We start from the raw sequence: 15,255 nt of genomic DNA, 5'->3' as shown, positions 1-15,255 counted from the left end.
TGGATAACTTGATACTGAATCTTTAATAGATGATGACATCTAAAACAAATAGCGAAGATTGGCAGCAATTCTTTATTGCAACTAATCTGTTGGTGTTAGGCTATAACGCTTGGGTTGGCTATCTGAATGGTGAACGAGGCGCAGTAATTTGTAGTCTTAATAACCCATTGATGGGAGTTACTGGTGAAACATTCCGATCGCATTTTGTTCCCCGCAGTCGTTTAGCTCCCTTTCTCAATGCTTGGTTATTGGCTCCCGACACCGCCATCCTGCAAAATCACCACATAAACGGTCATATTTTGCAAGCAGCAGATACCTATAACCCTAGCAAAGACATCATTCTGCTGCTGGAATCCGGTCGGGAAGTCACGTTATTTTATCTGCGAAATCTACCGATTTCGCCATTGCAATGTTACGAGCAAATCTGCAAAGGATGGGAAGAATTCCAACCTCAGTCCACCCGTTTGAACGAAGAAAATCTACGATGCAATTGATTCAACACAAAGTTGCGATCGAACCAGTCCCAGAACGGAAGCTAGAGGGTTTTTTACTTTTGGGGTTTCGGTTTGCGATCGGTTTTGCTAGCGGTGCATTGTTTGTCCCAATAGCAATAGTGCGATCGCAAATAGCAAAGCTGCATCTTCCTAAACAGGATTCTCAATCTAAACCATCTGACTAATTCAGGACTGACGCATCAAGACCAAAGAAACCGGGTTTTTTAGCTAATCTGTAGGCTACAACGAATAATTTTCGTCCATCAAACCCGGTTTCTTCCTCAATTTTGGTGGGGATGCGTAAATTATCGCAGAAACCCGGTTTCTTAGATGTGCGCGGGGTGTCAGAAACCAGATTTCTGGCCACCGGCGCGTCCATGACTATATCGATCGCCCTACTGCTAAAATTGAATGTATAATAGTAGCGAAGTAAACCGCTACTCGAAATCATGTCCGTAAACACCGCGCTACCCGCAACCCTAGCTAAAATCGTCCAGCGCTTCCAGCGACACGCCGACCCAAAACAGCGCTACGAACAACTTCTGTGGTATGCTAAGCGACTCCCAGCATTTCCCGAAACCGATAAATTAGCAGAAAACAAAGTTTCTGGCTGCGTATCGCAAGTTTATATTACCGCAAATTTGACTGAAGGAAAAGTTTTGTATCAAGGCGATTCTGACGCTCAGTTAGTCAAAGGATTAGTTGGCTTGCTCGTGGAAGGTTTAAGCGGATTAACCCCTGCTGAAATAGTTAGCATTACCCCAGATTTTATTCAAGATACGGGATTGAATGTGAGCCTGACACCTTCCCGCGCTAACGGATTTTATAACATCTTTCAAATGATGAAAAATAAAGCCGTGGCTTGCGAATTAAGCGCGCAAGCAGAAGCAAATTAATAGGAGAAAAAGCCGTGGGTTTCCGGGATTTTTGGGGATGCACGAAGAGTATGCAGCGGATTTCGCAAATGCGGTTACATCTTTTGTTTAAGATAATTGTATTTGGTCTGATTTGGTTGTCGTTTTCTTTGCCAGTTTATGCTGTCGGAGAGCCGCCAGTTGTCAATTTGCATGAGAGTATTGTTGAAGGTGCGATCGACTTTCACATCCATTCGTCTCCTGATGTAATTCCCCGCAGGTTAGACGATTTTGAGGTAGCTGAGTCAGCCGCGCGATCGCACATGAAAGCAGTTGTCTTAAAAAATCACTATGGCAGCACCGCAGCACGGGCAGTTCTAGTCAATAAAATTGTACCGCAAATCGAAGTTTTCGGGGGAATTGTTCTCAATCATTCCGTAGGCGGGATTAATCCCGACGCTGTAGAAGCAATGCACCGCATCGGCGGCAAATATGGTAAAGTAGTGTGGCTACCAACCGTTGATTCCGAGCATCATTTGCAGGTTTTTGGCAAATCGGGAATCGGCATTAAAGTTGCGGAAAACGGCCAAGTTTTACCGGAAACAGCAGCGGTACTCAAGATTGTAGCTAGAAATAATTTAGTCTTGGAAACCGGGCACATTTCCTCAGAAGAGGTTATGGCTGTTGTCCGGCAAGCCAAACTTCTCAACATTAAAAACATCCTGATTACCCACGCAATGGCAGATGTACCCGGTTTGTCCCTAGAAAATATGCAAACAGCAGCCCAGATGGGAGCGTTTCTAGAATTAGCATTTGTCAACGATTTGATGGGAGAAAATGCCGCTGATGACGGACACAAAAACTGGCATCATGTTTCGATTAATCAGATGGTAACAGCGATCCAACTAATCGGAGCCGAGCATTTTGTTTTGAGTACAGATTTGGGAAGAAAACCCGATCCTTTGCCTGCCGAAGGTTACAAGTTATTTGTAGAAAAGTTAATGGATGAAGGAATTTCTCAGCGCGAAATTGATTTAATGAGCAAAGAAAATCCCGCTCAATTGTTAGGAATTTAGAAGGAGTAATTGGGCATCGAGTATTAGTAATGGGTAGCCACTAACAAATGACTAATAACCAATGACCAATGACTAATGACTAATGACCAATGACTAATGACCAATGACCAATGACCAATGACTCATGACCAATGACTTCTTCTATTCTTGATTGTCTTTACCACGCACATATCCGTTATCTACAATCCGCCAAGCACCGCCAGAATTGCCTGTCAAATCGCAATCATCCACCGTAGCAATGCCATCTCTGTAAACTGCGATCGCCTCACCTTCATTACCATGAATCCGACAGCGGCGCACGATCAACTTTCCTCCCAATCCGACACCGATTCCCAGACTGCCGTTATCATAGATATTGCAATCTTCTACCGTTGCTTTGCCATGATCAGAGATGAAAATTCCGTTCCATATTCCATCGTGAATTTGACAGCGGCGGATTACTGAATTAGCATCGGGGCCACAAATTACCACCACAGAATAGTTGGCAGAAGTGATATCGCTGTCTTCTATGATTAACTCGCCTTTGCGAATATCTACAGCGTAATATTTGCCCGTTGTGATCAGCGTTAAACCTCGCACTAAAGCACTGTCTGTTTGCATTAAAATGCAGTTTGAATCGCTGCTTTCAACAGTGACGCTACCCGCTTCTATGCTGCCGATAATTTCTACCGATTTGTCGATAATTAGACTTTCTTGGTACAAGCCGGGATGCACATAAATTTTCATACCTGAAACAGCATTTTTCAGCGCTTCGTTAATTGTGGTATAATCTCCTTGACCTTGCTGAGAAACCACAAATTCTTGAGTTTTTGAAGCTGCTGATTCTGAGGTTGATTCTGCAATTTCTTGTACTAATTCAAATTTGGGAGATGCTTCGGCTGTTGCAGAAATTTCCGTTGGCTGCAACCTTTCTTGATATACAGTTTCTAACTGATATTCTAACTCGGATACTTGAGATTGCAGTTGAGTTTGATTTTGATTGGCTGTCTCGATTTGATTTTGGAATTCCGATAGTTGAGAATTGAGTTGAGACTCCAATTGCGATCGAGTTTGACGCCCACTTTCTAACTGCTGTTCTAACTCAGATACTTGAGATTGCAGTTGAGTTTGATTTTGATTGGCTGTCTCGATTTGATTTTGGAATTCCGATAGTTGAGAATTGAGTTGAGACTCCAATTGCGATCGAGTTTGACGCCCACTTTCTAACTGCTGTTCTAACTCAGATACTTGAGATTGCAGTTGAGTTTGATTTTGATTGGCTGTCTCGATTTGATTTTGGAATTCCGATAGTTGAGAATTGAGTTGAGACTCCAATTGCGATCGAGTTTGACGCCCACTTTCTAACTGTTGTTCTAACTCAGATACTTGAGATTGCAGTTGAGTTTGATTCTGATTGGCTGTCTCGATTTGATTTTGGAATTCCGATAGTTGAGCCGCAAGTTGTGATTCCAATTCTGAGAGAATTTGAGTCACGCTTTTTAACTGAGTTTCTAACTTGGATATCTGAGATTGCTGTTGATTTTCATTTTGGTTAGCTTGCTCGACTTGAGTTTGGAATTCCGACTGTTGAGCCGCAAGCTGCGATTCCAATCCTGAGCGAATTTGAGTCACACTTTCTAACTGAGTTTCTAACTCAGATATTTGAAATTGCAGTTGATTTTGATGTTTGTTGGCTGTGTCAATTTGAGTTTGGAATTCCGACTGTTGAGCCGCAAGCTGCGATTCCAATTCTGAGCGAATTTGAGTCACGCTTTCTAACTGAATTTCTAATTTGGATATCTGAGATTGCTGTTGATTTTGATTTTGGTTAGCTTGCTCTACTTGAGTTTGGAATTCCGACTGTTGAACCGCAAGCTGCGATTCCAATTCTGAGCGAATTTGAGTCACACTTTCTAACTGAGTTTCTAACTCGGATATTTGAGATTGCAGTTGATTTTGATTTTGGTTGGCTTGCTCGATTTGAGTTTGGAATTCCGAGAGTTGAGCCGCAAGCTGCGATTCCAATTCTGAGCGAATTTGATGCGCGCTTTCTAACTGACTTTCTAACTCGGATATTTGAGATTGCAGTTGATTTTGATTTTGGTTGGCTTGCTCGATTTGAGTTTGGAATTCCGAGAGTTGAGCCGCAAGCTGCGATCGCTCAGTGTCAGCAGTTTCTAATTGAGCTTGCAGTTCCGATAATTTAGACAGAAGTTGGGAGTTATCTCCCTCGCTGGGATTTACTTGAGCCTGCAATTCTGACAACTGAAAAAGCAGTTGTTCTCGCTCTCGAATAACTGTCTCTGATTGACTTTGCAGCTCAGACAATTGAGAGTTTAACTGCATTTTATCTCGATTGGCTGCTTCTAACTGTCTTTCCAGCTCTAATAATTCAGGTTGCGCTTGATTTGGTTGTTGGTGGGCGGTTTCCAATTGAGAGTTGAGTATTTCTCGTTCTTGCTCTGCACTCTCCAGTTGAGCTTGCAAGCCAGAAAATTGAGACTGAAGTTGCTCGCGCTCTTGAATTGAGCGATCGAACTTAATTTGAATTTCCGATAACTGATACTGTAGCTGCGATCTGTTTTGATTAACAGCTTCCAACTGGTTGTCAAATTCCGACAGCAAAGCCTGCAATTGAGAACGTTCTGCATCAACCGTCTCTAATTCTGCTTGCATTTCCAGCATTTGAGTGTTAAATTGCGATCGCTCTTGATGCGCCACCTCTAACTGATATTGAAATTCTGCCACTTGGGCTAACTGCGACTCAGCTTGTTCAGCATTTTCTAGCTGAAACTGCAAATCAGCAATCAGAGAATCAACTTGCGATCGCTCTTCAGCAATTCCTGCCAAAAATTCTTCCAATTGCGATACTTGATTATGTAAAAGATCTTGCTCCCTAGTCACAATTTCTAAGCGACTTTGCAGATCAGACACTTCATAATTTAACTGATTTTCATTCTGTATTTTTTGCCGCAATTCCGAAGTTCTGGCGTCCAACTGAGAGGCTAAATTTGATATAGCCTCCTGCGAACCATGCATCCGCACCAAATTGCGTGAATTTCGCTTTTTCAAAATTAGCCAGCAGATTAATGCACCGCCTGCAAATCCTATTAATAAAAGTAATGCTTCCATTTGTTTATTTAATTGATATAAATTGAGTTACCCTGATGCTTGCCCCAAAAAAGGGACATTCAGAAATTGCTATCTTACTCAAAGCTATCACAACTTGCGCGCTTGTGTTCACTTGCTGCGACAATTCATATTTATTTACAAAAAACCCACAGATAAGGTGCGCAAGGCGCACCCGACAGTGAAATATTTTACCAAAGTCAGATTAACGAAGCAAATCCACAATATGAGAAACAATCCCGATATGTTGAGTCAGCAAATAATCCAATCTATCCGCCAGTAAACTAAAAATTAAATCGTTATAACTCATCCCGTATTCCGCCAAACCCAAAGCAACCAAACTTGTCACATTTTCGCCTGGATGTTTGAGATCCGGTTTCGGATTTGCTTCCAAAACATAAAGTTCTCCATCAGCATCGCTGCGGACATCAATCCGCACCAAACTGTTCAAGCTGAACTCCCAATAGATTTTGCGAGCCAACTCAATTAACTTTTGTTTTAGTTCTGGTTCCTCCGCGCCCATCAACCGCCCGCGATCGGCCGTAATCGCCTTTTTATCCATAGAAGTAAAGATGCGTTCCTCCGATCCGAAAATTCTCTCTACCGTCGAAAAAGCAAAGGGTTTTGTGTTTTTAGTAAAACCACCTTTAGCATGAGTTACATATCCACAAACTGCTACACAAAATTCTCGTCCCGGCAAATATTTTTCAATTAAAGCAGTATTGTGAGTTGCTTGGTGAACTTCGGAAACCGCCTCAGATAAACCATCAATTTTGTCTACAAAATGAACGTGCAGCGAAGCGCGACCCGATACTGGTTTGACCACAAAAGGCCCTTGATACTCGCCAAAAGCAATGGCAAAACGCTCGTGCAAATTAGGCTGCAAAATTCCTTGAGAAGGATGCCAAGTCATAAACGGAGCGGTTAGAATTCCGACTGATTGCAGTTCCCGTTTAAATGCGTGTTTGTTATCTAAAGTTGAACTATTTAAAGGATTGTGACCGATATAGGGCATTCCCAACATTTCTAGCAAGGCGGGAGTATGACAAACAGGATTGTAGCCCTGGACTCCGCCCGTATTTAGCCACACTAAATGGATATTTTGTTGTTTTAGTTGTTCCGGCAAGTTCATGTCGTCAGGCATGACAAAAACCTGCTTAAAACCAATTTCTGTTAATGCTTGGGCAATCTCGCGGGCGACGATTTCGTAGCTTTTCCAAGAACGGGGATTGTGAGTTTTGTAAATCACGGCTCCCTGGCGATCGCAGTTGCCGCCGAACACTACAGCAATCCGCAGTTTGGCAAACAGCTTTTCTAAGTATTGAGGGAGTAAACTAAAGTCGTAATGCCAGGAAGTTTTGCCGATTGATGTTGCTACCATTTAAGTTGTTTCCTTTTTTGTTTTATTTGCGATCGGCATATTTGCTCGATTTGGCTAAATATATTCCAGCCAAAACTACAGAGAAAGCGAACCAATTAAACAAGCTCAAACTTTCGGAAAATAGCATCCAGGCAATAATCGCCGTAATTACTGGTTCTAGCAGCAGAAAAAGGGCGACAAATCCCGATGACAAAGTGCCGAGACTGTGGATGAGAAGTCCTTGGCCAAAAGCTTGGCAAATCACGGCCAAGGCAATTACAGCCAGCCATCCCTCCCAAGAATAAGGGAAAATTCGATCGCCCTCCAGCAAAACCAAGGGCAAAATCAAGATGCTGCCAATCAAACAGCGCCACATCAATATAGTTGTCGCCGGGAACTTGGTTCGCAAATCTTCCGCAATCAGCAGATTTGCTGCATAAAACATTGCGGATAACAAAGCAGCAATGTCCCCGGTAAAATTTTCTCCGGCGATTTGCAAGTCTGTAGTGCCGATCGCGATCGCACCTCCCAACGCCACCACCAATCCCAGCAAAAACCTGCTGTCAAAACGCCGTCCCAACAGCAGCCATCCCCCCAAAGTAGTAAATAAAGGAGTTAAGTTGCGTAGTACAGTTGAATTAGCGACATTAGTTTGAGTTAGCGACCAGGCCCAGAGACCGAGAGAAGCAGAAGAAACCACGCCGACGGCTGTTAATAGCATCACATCCTTCAGAGTGTAGGGCGATCGCACTTCAACCTCATTCCCAGACATTCGGCGACGCACAGCATCCGCACCATTCCACAGTCCAAACACCGCAGTTGCTATCCACAAACGGTTAAAAACCGTAGCATTCGGGCTGATTTCTCGTTCGCTCAACCTGATAAAAATGGCTGCCAGCGACACCGCCAGCAGCGCCGCCGACAGCGAGACGATCGCCCAAATTTTACCTGAACTGTCGTCAGCTAATTCACCGTTGTTTAAATTGTCATGGTTTCCAGAAACAATAGTTTTGTCTTCAGTTATTAACGCAGGTATTAACTGCTCGTCTCCTAATATATTGCGCTGTGCATCAATATTTTGCTCTGCTACTTTCAAGTTTTTTGACATTATTGAAAATTCCCACCAAGGCTGAAAGTATAAATTAGAAGACTGCAAAAACCAGCTCAGGAATTACGCACTCCTTACTCAAGAAACCGGGTTTTTTAGAGAATCTGCGGCCTACAACCAAATTTTTGACAAAAAACCCGGTTTCTGGCGACCCGTGCAGGACTATATTTTTGGTAGTTAACAGCAGCTTATGTTGAAGGTTTAGCAGAAAGTTTTGTCAAAGCTTCCTTGAGCGCCGGTGGCAATTGGCGGATAATCTTGCCTTTTTCCCGATCGACACCAACCAAAGTTACCTGCGCCGTCACGTATAATTCCTGCGTATCGGGCGATCGAATTTCGTAATCCCAAAGCAGCCGCACACCCTCGCCAGCAAGCATCCGCGTTCTGACTGCCACAGATTGACCCATTTGCACAGAGCGGTGGTAGCGCAGCGAAAGCTCCACCACGGGCAATTCCACACCCTGCGCCACCCACTCTGCATACTCGATGCCAAGAGAGCGTAAACTTTCCACCCGCGCTTCCTCCATCCAAGCCAGATAAGTCCCGTGCCAAACTGCGCCGCTGTAGTCAGTATGGTGAGGGTAGACTCGCACCAAATATTCAAACCAGCCCTCAGAATCGATACCGGGTCGATTTTGAATAGCACCAGTCGGTGCGAGTTCTGGTTGAGTTCGATCGTTCTCTAACACGTTACAAATTGTTCCAAAACGCTACATTTCTACAAATCATAAAGCAAACTTCAGGCTTATGCTTAACATTAACCCACTAGAGCAGCAACGCCCTAGTGAGAGCGTCGCACAACAAAACTCAACCGTTTTTACCGCCAAAAACCATGATCGAAAAAATTTTAGTAGCCGTCGCCGGTCGTGGCTTGTGCGAAGAGATGTTTAATATGTTGATGGACATCCCTTCCTTGCAACAAAGCTCTGTCACCGTCTTGCACGTCGTGCCACCCCAAGTAACATCCGATGGCATGGCCGACAAGTTGGAAGAAGGAGGCAAGATTTTAGCACAAGCAGTCCAGTCTTTAAAAATCGACCCCAGCAAAGTCAATCCACGGCTGAAACAGGGAGACCCGAAAACCACAGTTTGCCAAGTCGCAGAAGAAGAACAATCCGACTTAGTAATTATGGGTTCGCGGGGATTCGGACGGCTGCAATCGATTTTGGAAAACTCAGTCAGTCAGTACGTTTTCCAGCTAACATCGAGACCGATGCTGTTAGTAAAAGACGACATCTATGTCAAAAGAATCAGGCGCGTCATGGTGGCGCTCGACAACTCAGAATCTGCCAAACAGTCATTGCAGCTTGCGCTATCTTTCGTCAAAGAAGTCAGTGGCGGGCAGATAATTCTAGTACACGTTACCAAAGATTTGACGGGAAAATACAGCGAAGATGTCACAGCAACTGCTGAAAAAGACTCTGTGTTGGCTCCGGGAGTAGCACTCGCGAAACAACTGGGAATTAGCTACCGCTGCGTGAGTGCCAAAGGCAAGCCCGGTGAAGCAATTTGTCAGATTGCAGACGAGGTGAATGCGGACTTGTTGGTGATCGGTTCCCCGGATCGGCGACCAAACGTTGCTAAAAACTTTCTGGATCTCGATCGACTCCTAGGAAATTCCCTATCAGACTACGTGCGAGTCTACGCCAACTGTCCCGTCTTGCTAGCCCGCACAGTCGCCAGCTAAACTCTCAACCGTGACAGTCAACAAAAAAAGCGCCCCAGCAAAAAGCTGTTGGCGCTTTTTTTTGCAACTAGCAAAGCCAGACAAAAATAGCACCAGTTGCTATTCTTTTCTACCTTGACGGCTAGCGGTTTGAATGTACAGAATGATTAGAAAAACGCTGGGAACCAATACAAACAGAATGGTTGCCACAAACCCTAAATCGTTAACTTCCATGAAGACCCCAGCCTTTATTAAAAAATAGGAAAACACACACAACTAGGATAACACTCAAAGGCAAAAGGAAAACTCGAAGCATCCCAGAGCCAGAGAATGTCTACTTCTTCCTCCCTCTTCCTTCCTCCCATCCGTTACATCCGTTAAATCCGTTACGGATTCCGTTGCCGAACTTCCCTCCCATCCGTTACATCCGTTAAATCCGTTACGGAATCCGTTGCCGAACTTCCCTCTTCGTTCAGAAACCCCAGCTACGGCTTAGTCTTCACACTCACCGGGCCGTTGACGATAGTTTGACAAGCCAATCGATAGTTTTCGGGCTTTTTCTTGAGCTTGCGGTTCTCAAAGTCAGTGCGGGGCGACAGATTTTCACCGCCCTCGACAATTTCCACAATGCAGGTGCCGCATTGACCGATGCCCCCGCAATTCATCATTTTTCCCGAAAACGTGTACAAGTCGATGCGGTTTTCTAGAGCTTTGAACCTCAAATTGGCTCCATCGGCTGCGATGACTTCCTGATTTTCCTTCACAAACTTGATATTAGCCATAGCCGATTCCTTAACGCAGTTGACATGGAGCTCTCTAACCAAATATTAACTAATGTGTCGGACGTTTCATACCCGATGTCTCATCCTTTGCGATTAAAGGTCGATCGCCCCAACCCAACCCTTCGACAAGCTGTCAACTGTCAACTGTCAACTGTCAACTGTCAACTGTCAACTGTCAAGGAGCATCCGAGAGGTTATTAGTCGGAAGATTGCTCACAGCGCGCTGGAGAGACGAAAGCCCCAGGTTGTAGTTGACAATTGCCGACAACCGGTTTCTCTCAGCCCTAGTCAAATCTGTTTCCGCCTGAATCACATCCGTCTGAGTGCCTACGCCAGCTTGAAACCGGAGTCTGGCCAGACGCAAAGCTTCCCTCGACTGTAAAACCCCCGCCTCAGAAGTTTCGATGTTCTCAAAACTCGACTCTAAGCCAAAATACGCTTGTTCCACTTCCCGGCGCACTTGGTTGCGGAGTTGGTCAAATCGACTTTCGGCGATCGAGATATCAGCATCCCGCTGTTTAACCCTCGCCTTCACCGCGCCCCCGTCGAAGAAATTCCAAGTCAGATTCGCTTGCACCGCATACCCGCTCCCCCAACCGCGAGTTGCAAACGGGTCTGAGTTGTCAGTAGTTACCCCCTGGAAGTTGTAGGAACCAGTGACATTAACTTGAGGCAGCCCCCCCGCCCGAATCGATCGCCTCTGCTGCTGGCTGATATTCCTCTGTACTAACTGCTGTTCCAACTCAGGGCGATTCTTAAAAGCCTGCACGATACTCTCTTCCAAAGACAGCCTCCAGGAACCAGCTTGCTCCACCGGGTCAGCCGCCGTCAAGTTCGCCGACTGACTGATATTCAAAATCTCAGCCAGCCTGCGCTGGGCCACCCGCTGATCGCGACGGGCCACTGACAGTTGCTGCACTTCGTTAGCTACATTTGACTGAGCCTGCAACACAGCAAAGCGGGTTCCCACCCCGGCCCGTTCCAAAGCTTCGGCATCCCGCAAACTTTGCTGGGCATTTCTCACAGAAGCTTGGCGGATAGCAACTTGTCCGTCGGAGTTTTGTAGGTTGTAGTAAGTCTCAGCAGTGTCGAAGCGGAGTTGCTCGGCTTGGCGCTCCAAATCCAGTTCCCGGAAGCGCAACTGTTCCCTAGCCGCATTGATATTAGCGGTGCGGCGGCCGAAAATGTCGAGGTCGTAGCTCAACTGCAAAGTGTTGTTGAGACCGATGCTGCCGAAATTTTGGAAATCGGGAGAATTCGTCGGCAGTTGTTGGTTGGCCGGCAAAGTCTCATTGCGGCGCAGCCGAGTCTGCACCCCAATCTGTCCGCTGGCGCTGACTTGGCGGCTCGCGGTCATTTGAAAAGTCAGATCGGGAAATAAAGCAGCCTGCTGTTCCCGCACACCCGATCGAGTTTGTTCGACTTGCTTCTGGGCAATTTGTAAAACTTGGCTGTTGCGGCGGGCCAGATCGATCGCCTGTTGCAAAGTAATTGACTGAGTTTCCTCGATCCTGACATCCTCCGGCTTAGTCGGAAACTGTAGCGGATTCGGGTTGGGTTCCAGGGAAGCCGGGGGCTTGGTGTCTAGAATGCCCTTCGGGGTTAGAGGCGGAAAAGTTTCATTCGGAGTGCCCCGGAGAATTGGTACCGGGGAACTCGGTATCGGAACATTATTGGGGCTACTGGGAACAGGTTGCTGCCGAGTGTTTGTCGGTGTCGGCGTTGGAGACTGCGCCAAATACTCCTGCTGCTGAGGCTGTGATGCCAGCGAGGGCTCGCTTGGGGGAGTTGCTGCGATCTTAACTGCTTCGGGCTGCTGAGACTCAGAGGTTGGGGCGTTAAGGGCGATCGACTGTTCGGGATCTGATGCTGGATTTGTGTTCGAGGTCGATGCTAATTCGAGCTGATTGCCAAGGGCCCAACTGTCCTGAGATTTAGCCGGAGGCTGTGCTGAAGCACTCTGTCCGGCGTTGCTGAAAGTAATTGCAGCGCCCACTCCGACCACCACGATTTGACGAAAAACACGCATAATTTTTTAATTACTTTGCAATTCTAGAGACAATTTTAGATCAAGATTGAGGTCTTAAGTTTCTAGCTTGTAGCCTGAACTCGATAGTTACAAGTCATAATTACCGTACTCATGTTGTTTTTGAATGTTCGATCGACATTTACAATTGAACTTCAGCAGTTGCCAGACCGATCGCCGCCGAGATTAGTTCCTCTACGCCACTCACCGGCAAAATCCGGGTTTTGAGCGAGTTTTCGAGCTGTTCTACGGTCATATCATCGAGAAAACGCGGTTCACCCTGTTTTAGCATCACCGAGGGCAGCAAGATGCCATCTCCCAAGTCTCGCCCCTGCAAAGCTTCGAGCAAATCTTGCCCGGTGAGCAAACCCGTGACAGTGATAGTTTGTCCCCAGTAGCGGCTGGAGAGTGCTGCCATATTGACAGACAAGCCGGGAATCTGGTTTAGTTGTTGTGCGATCGGCTCAAAAGCCTTTTCAACAGCATTTCCCACCACCCAAACCAACCTACGAGGTGGAATAACCGGCAGCGGTTGCAGCTTCGCAAAAGCCGTTTCAAACTGCCCAATAAACTGGCGGATAGAGCCCACACCATTACCAATTTGGGGATAATCCTCATAATCTGCCGCCGACGGCAAATCTAAACCAGCGATTAAAAACCACTCATCAGCCAGCCAAATACAGCGCGATTTTGAACTCTTTTTCTTAGTTTTTCCGCCACCTTTTCCCTGACTCAAAACCCCTTGAATTTTCTGCACTTGCTCGATTACTTCCCGCGCTTTTTGGGCAGTTACAGCAATTAATTCATCTGCCGCAGGGCGAAAGCGAGTTAAACCCACCGGCACCACAGCCACCGATGCCACAGCCGGAATATTTCCGGTATGAAACTTTGCCAAATCTAACAAAGTGCGTTCCAAATGTTCGCCATCATTAATCCCCGGACAAACCACAACTTGAGCATGAATTTGCAAGCGGCGGTCTTGAAACCATTTGATTTGTTCGAGAATCTTCCCAGCCCGAAAATTTTTCAACAAGCGAATTCGCACATCCGGTTCCGTAGCGTGAACGGAAACGTAGAGAGGAGAAAGCCGCATTTGTTCGATTCGGTTCCACTCTTTTTCAGTCAAATTAGTGAGAGTGAGATAGCTGCCATAAAGAAAGCTGAGGCGATAGTCATCATCTTTGAAATAAAGAGTTTCGCGCTTTCCCGAAGGTTGCTGGTCAATAAAGCAAAAAGGGCAGCGGTTGTTACACTGAATTAGTCCGTCGAAGAGGGCGGTTTCAAATTCCACACCCAAGTCTTCGTCATACTCTTTTTCTATTTCTAACTTGTGAGTTTTGCCTTTGGTATCTAAAACTTCTAGTTCGAGAAATTCATCGGCGCACAGAAATTGATAGTCGATTAAGTCGCGGGGTTTTTGGCCGTTAACGGCGACGATGGAGTCTCCGGGTTCAAATCCCATTTCGGCGCAGATGCTGTCGGGGATAACTTTGGTAATTCTGGCTGGTTTGGTTGAGGATTCGCTCATAGGATCGCGCTTGCATTTTCAAGTTTGATAAATTGCTATTCAAAAATTAATTTTATATTTTAATCAAGTCTCAACTCATATCATAATTTATACCATTTGTCAAGCAGACCGCCTAGGAAAAAATAGGTGTTTGTGAAGTGCGATCGACCCACAATCCACAAGCTTTCAAATGATTTATTGTATTTATTAAGTCACATTAAATCTGTATCATTAATTGAATTATGACAATTTTATGGCAGTTAGCGTAAAGGTAAGAATCGCACTTGTCCTTCCCATTCTCCTTCCAGACTGCACTCAGAAATTAGCAAAATTTCCTCAATCGCCAAACCCACTGCAACACGGCGGCTGACTTCAAATAACCCTGGCATCGCCAAACCTGCTTCGATTCTATCGTAGGCAAAGTTGGTCATGGTTGCTACATCATGAGTTAGTACAACCCGCCCTTGCAGCGCAGCCCATTCTAAGACTGTTGGATCGTCTGCTTTTCTGAGTCCTATATCTTGAACGCGGACAATCTCAACATCGGGATTCCGCCGCAAAATACCCCGAACAATTTGATTGTTAAAGTTTTCATCAGCCAATAATCGTAGCATATAAAACTACCCTTTTTGGTTGCGTCTTGCTAATAAGCGATCGCGTATTCCAACTGGGTTAAAACGCCTTTCTGCTTCCTGCTGAACTTCTGCGGCAAGACGTTGACGTTCCATCAGATAAGCGTCAACTTCCGATTGGTGTCGCAAGTAGTAGCCGATCGCAAAATAAATATCCGAAAGTTCAAGAGACGGGTACTGTTCCCGGATTTCTTCTGCTGTGGCTCCTTCTAGAAAAGCTGTAAGGACTGTATCTAAGGTGACTCTGGTTGTGCTAATGCGGATGACACCGTTTGCATCAGCCACAAGCGGAATTGGTTCAGCCGTCGGCACGAGTAGCATTTTGAGATTGAGGGTGGTGTGAATTTTCTATCTTCAGCATAGCCGATCGACACTCCCGGCTCTAATATATTTTTTCTGCACGTCCTCCTGCAATCTGCACATTAAAAGGTATTCCCGATCGCATTGGCTGCCATCCGAGTTGCATTGCTTGCCGTATCCATTGTGCTACATCAGAGGGTTTTACTGGTTTCACTTCTTGCGTGGAAATAATCTGCCATACTTTTACCTCTGGCGGCGCTCCCTCAGCAGGTTTTATCGGGTGCATCTCACTTTGGCGAGTATGCCAAAAAAGGGTTAAAATGAAAAAGCTAGTAAAATTGC

General features: G+C 45.7%; 16 protein-coding genes and 1 pseudogene. 5 read left to right on the top strand and 12 right to left on the bottom strand.

Features of this window, described 5'->3' with window-relative positions; all coding sequences use genetic code 11:
* Positions 1-29 precede the first annotated feature (29 nt).
* Both K4039_RS18395 and K4039_RS18390 read left to right on the top strand, forming a co-directional pair.
* Positions 30-494: a hypothetical protein gene (locus tag K4039_RS18395; protein WP_265237243.1), complete on the top strand. Its 465-nt coding sequence runs from the start codon at positions 30-32 to the stop codon at positions 492-494.
* A complete protein-coding gene (locus tag K4039_RS18390; RefSeq protein WP_265237241.1) occupies positions 485-679 on the top strand; it encodes a hypothetical protein in 195 nt (64 codons plus the stop codon). Before K4039_RS18395 ends, K4039_RS18390 begins: the two co-directional genes overlap by 10 nt.
* On the opposite strand, the gene K4039_RS18385 is transcribed toward K4039_RS18390, so the two are convergent.
* On the bottom strand, positions 676-945 hold the full coding sequence (locus K4039_RS18385; RefSeq protein ID WP_265237239.1) for a hypothetical protein: 270 nt from the start codon (positions 943-945) through the stop codon (positions 676-678). The genes K4039_RS18390 and K4039_RS18385 overlap by 4 nt on opposite strands.
* Here K4039_RS18385 and K4039_RS18380 point away from each other — a divergent pair.
* Entirely contained in the window at positions 944-1,390 is a 447-nt protein-coding gene (locus K4039_RS18380) for a SufE family protein (protein ID WP_265237238.1), read from the top strand. The two genes, K4039_RS18385 and K4039_RS18380, sit on opposite strands and share 2 nt — an antisense overlap.
* 68 nt (positions 1,391-1,458) lie before the next feature.
* On the top strand, positions 1,459-2,424 hold the full coding sequence (locus K4039_RS18375) for a DUF6282 family protein (RefSeq protein WP_265237236.1): 966 nt from the start codon (positions 1,459-1,461) through the stop codon (positions 2,422-2,424).
* Positions 2,425-2,565: 141 nt separating this feature from the next.
* On the opposite strand, the gene K4039_RS18370 is transcribed toward K4039_RS18375, so the two are convergent.
* From K4039_RS18370 to K4039_RS18355, 4 genes are all read right to left on the bottom strand, one after another.
* Entirely contained in the window at positions 2,566-5,535 is a 2,970-nt protein-coding gene (locus K4039_RS18370) for a right-handed parallel beta-helix repeat-containing protein (RefSeq protein WP_265237234.1), read from the bottom strand.
* Positions 5,536-5,737: 202 nt separating this feature from the next.
* Positions 5,738-6,913 (bottom strand): ATP-grasp domain-containing protein, encoded by a 1,176-nt coding sequence (locus K4039_RS18365; RefSeq protein WP_265237233.1) that lies wholly within the window; start codon positions 6,911-6,913, stop codon positions 5,738-5,740.
* A gap of 22 nt (positions 6,914-6,935) precedes the next feature.
* Positions 6,936-8,000: a DMT family transporter gene (locus K4039_RS18360; RefSeq protein WP_265237231.1), complete on the bottom strand. Its 1,065-nt coding sequence runs from the start codon at positions 7,998-8,000 to the stop codon at positions 6,936-6,938.
* A 188-nt stretch (positions 8,001-8,188) separates the two neighbouring features.
* A complete protein-coding gene (locus tag K4039_RS18355; protein WP_265237229.1) occupies positions 8,189-8,689 on the bottom strand; it encodes a thioesterase family protein in 501 nt (166 codons plus the stop codon).
* Positions 8,690-8,832: 143 nt separating this feature from the next.
* Here K4039_RS18355 and K4039_RS18350 point away from each other — a divergent pair, with 143 nt between their 5' ends.
* The gene (locus tag K4039_RS18350) at positions 8,833-9,687 is read left to right on the top strand and encodes a universal stress protein (protein WP_265237227.1); all 855 of its coding nucleotides are present in this window, start codon (positions 8,833-8,835) and stop codon (positions 9,685-9,687) included.
* A 99-nt stretch (positions 9,688-9,786) separates the two neighbouring features.
* Here the strand turns inward: K4039_RS18350 and psbM are convergent, their stop codons facing one another.
* The 7 genes and pseudogenes from psbM to K4039_RS18315 all read right to left on the bottom strand — a co-directional run.
* Positions 9,787-9,900 (bottom strand): photosystem II reaction center protein PsbM, encoded by a 114-nt coding sequence (gene psbM / locus K4039_RS18345; RefSeq protein WP_194012816.1) that lies wholly within the window; start codon positions 9,898-9,900, stop codon positions 9,787-9,789.
* 251 nt (positions 9,901-10,151) lie between these two features.
* The gene (locus tag K4039_RS18340) at positions 10,152-10,448 is read right to left on the bottom strand and encodes a (2Fe-2S)-binding protein (RefSeq protein ID WP_265237224.1); all 297 of its coding nucleotides are present in this window, start codon (positions 10,446-10,448) and stop codon (positions 10,152-10,154) included.
* 175 nt (positions 10,449-10,623) lie between these two features.
* Complete coding sequence (locus tag K4039_RS18335; protein ID WP_265237222.1) at positions 10,624-12,477, bottom strand: TolC family protein; 1,854 nt, start codon at positions 12,475-12,477, stop codon at positions 10,624-10,626.
* Positions 12,478-12,616: 139 nt separating this feature from the next.
* Positions 12,617-14,002 carry a TIGR03279 family radical SAM protein gene (locus K4039_RS18330; RefSeq protein WP_265237220.1) on the bottom strand — a complete coding sequence of 462 codons (1,386 nt, stop codon included), beginning with the start codon at positions 14,000-14,002 and terminating at the stop codon, positions 12,617-12,619.
* A gap of 239 nt (positions 14,003-14,241) precedes the next feature.
* Positions 14,242-14,595, bottom strand: coding sequence for a DUF5615 family PIN-like protein (locus tag K4039_RS18325; protein WP_265237218.1), 354 nt, complete (start codon positions 14,593-14,595; stop codon positions 14,242-14,244).
* A 6-nt stretch (positions 14,596-14,601) separates the two neighbouring features.
* Positions 14,602-14,934, bottom strand: a complete 333-nt coding sequence (locus tag K4039_RS18320) for a DUF433 domain-containing protein (protein WP_265237217.1) — start codon at positions 14,932-14,934, stop codon at positions 14,602-14,604.
* 61 nt (positions 14,935-14,995) lie between these two features.
* Positions 14,996-15,255: pseudogene (locus K4039_RS18315) on the bottom strand (hypothetical protein); the annotation flags it as partial.

Source organism: Lyngbya sp. CCAP 1446/10 (assembly GCF_026130175.1).
In the GTDB taxonomy this organism is placed as follows: Bacteria; Cyanobacteriota; Cyanobacteriia; order Cyanobacteriales; family Microcoleaceae; genus Microcoleus.
This window is presented reverse-complemented; position numbering and strand designations above follow the sequence as displayed.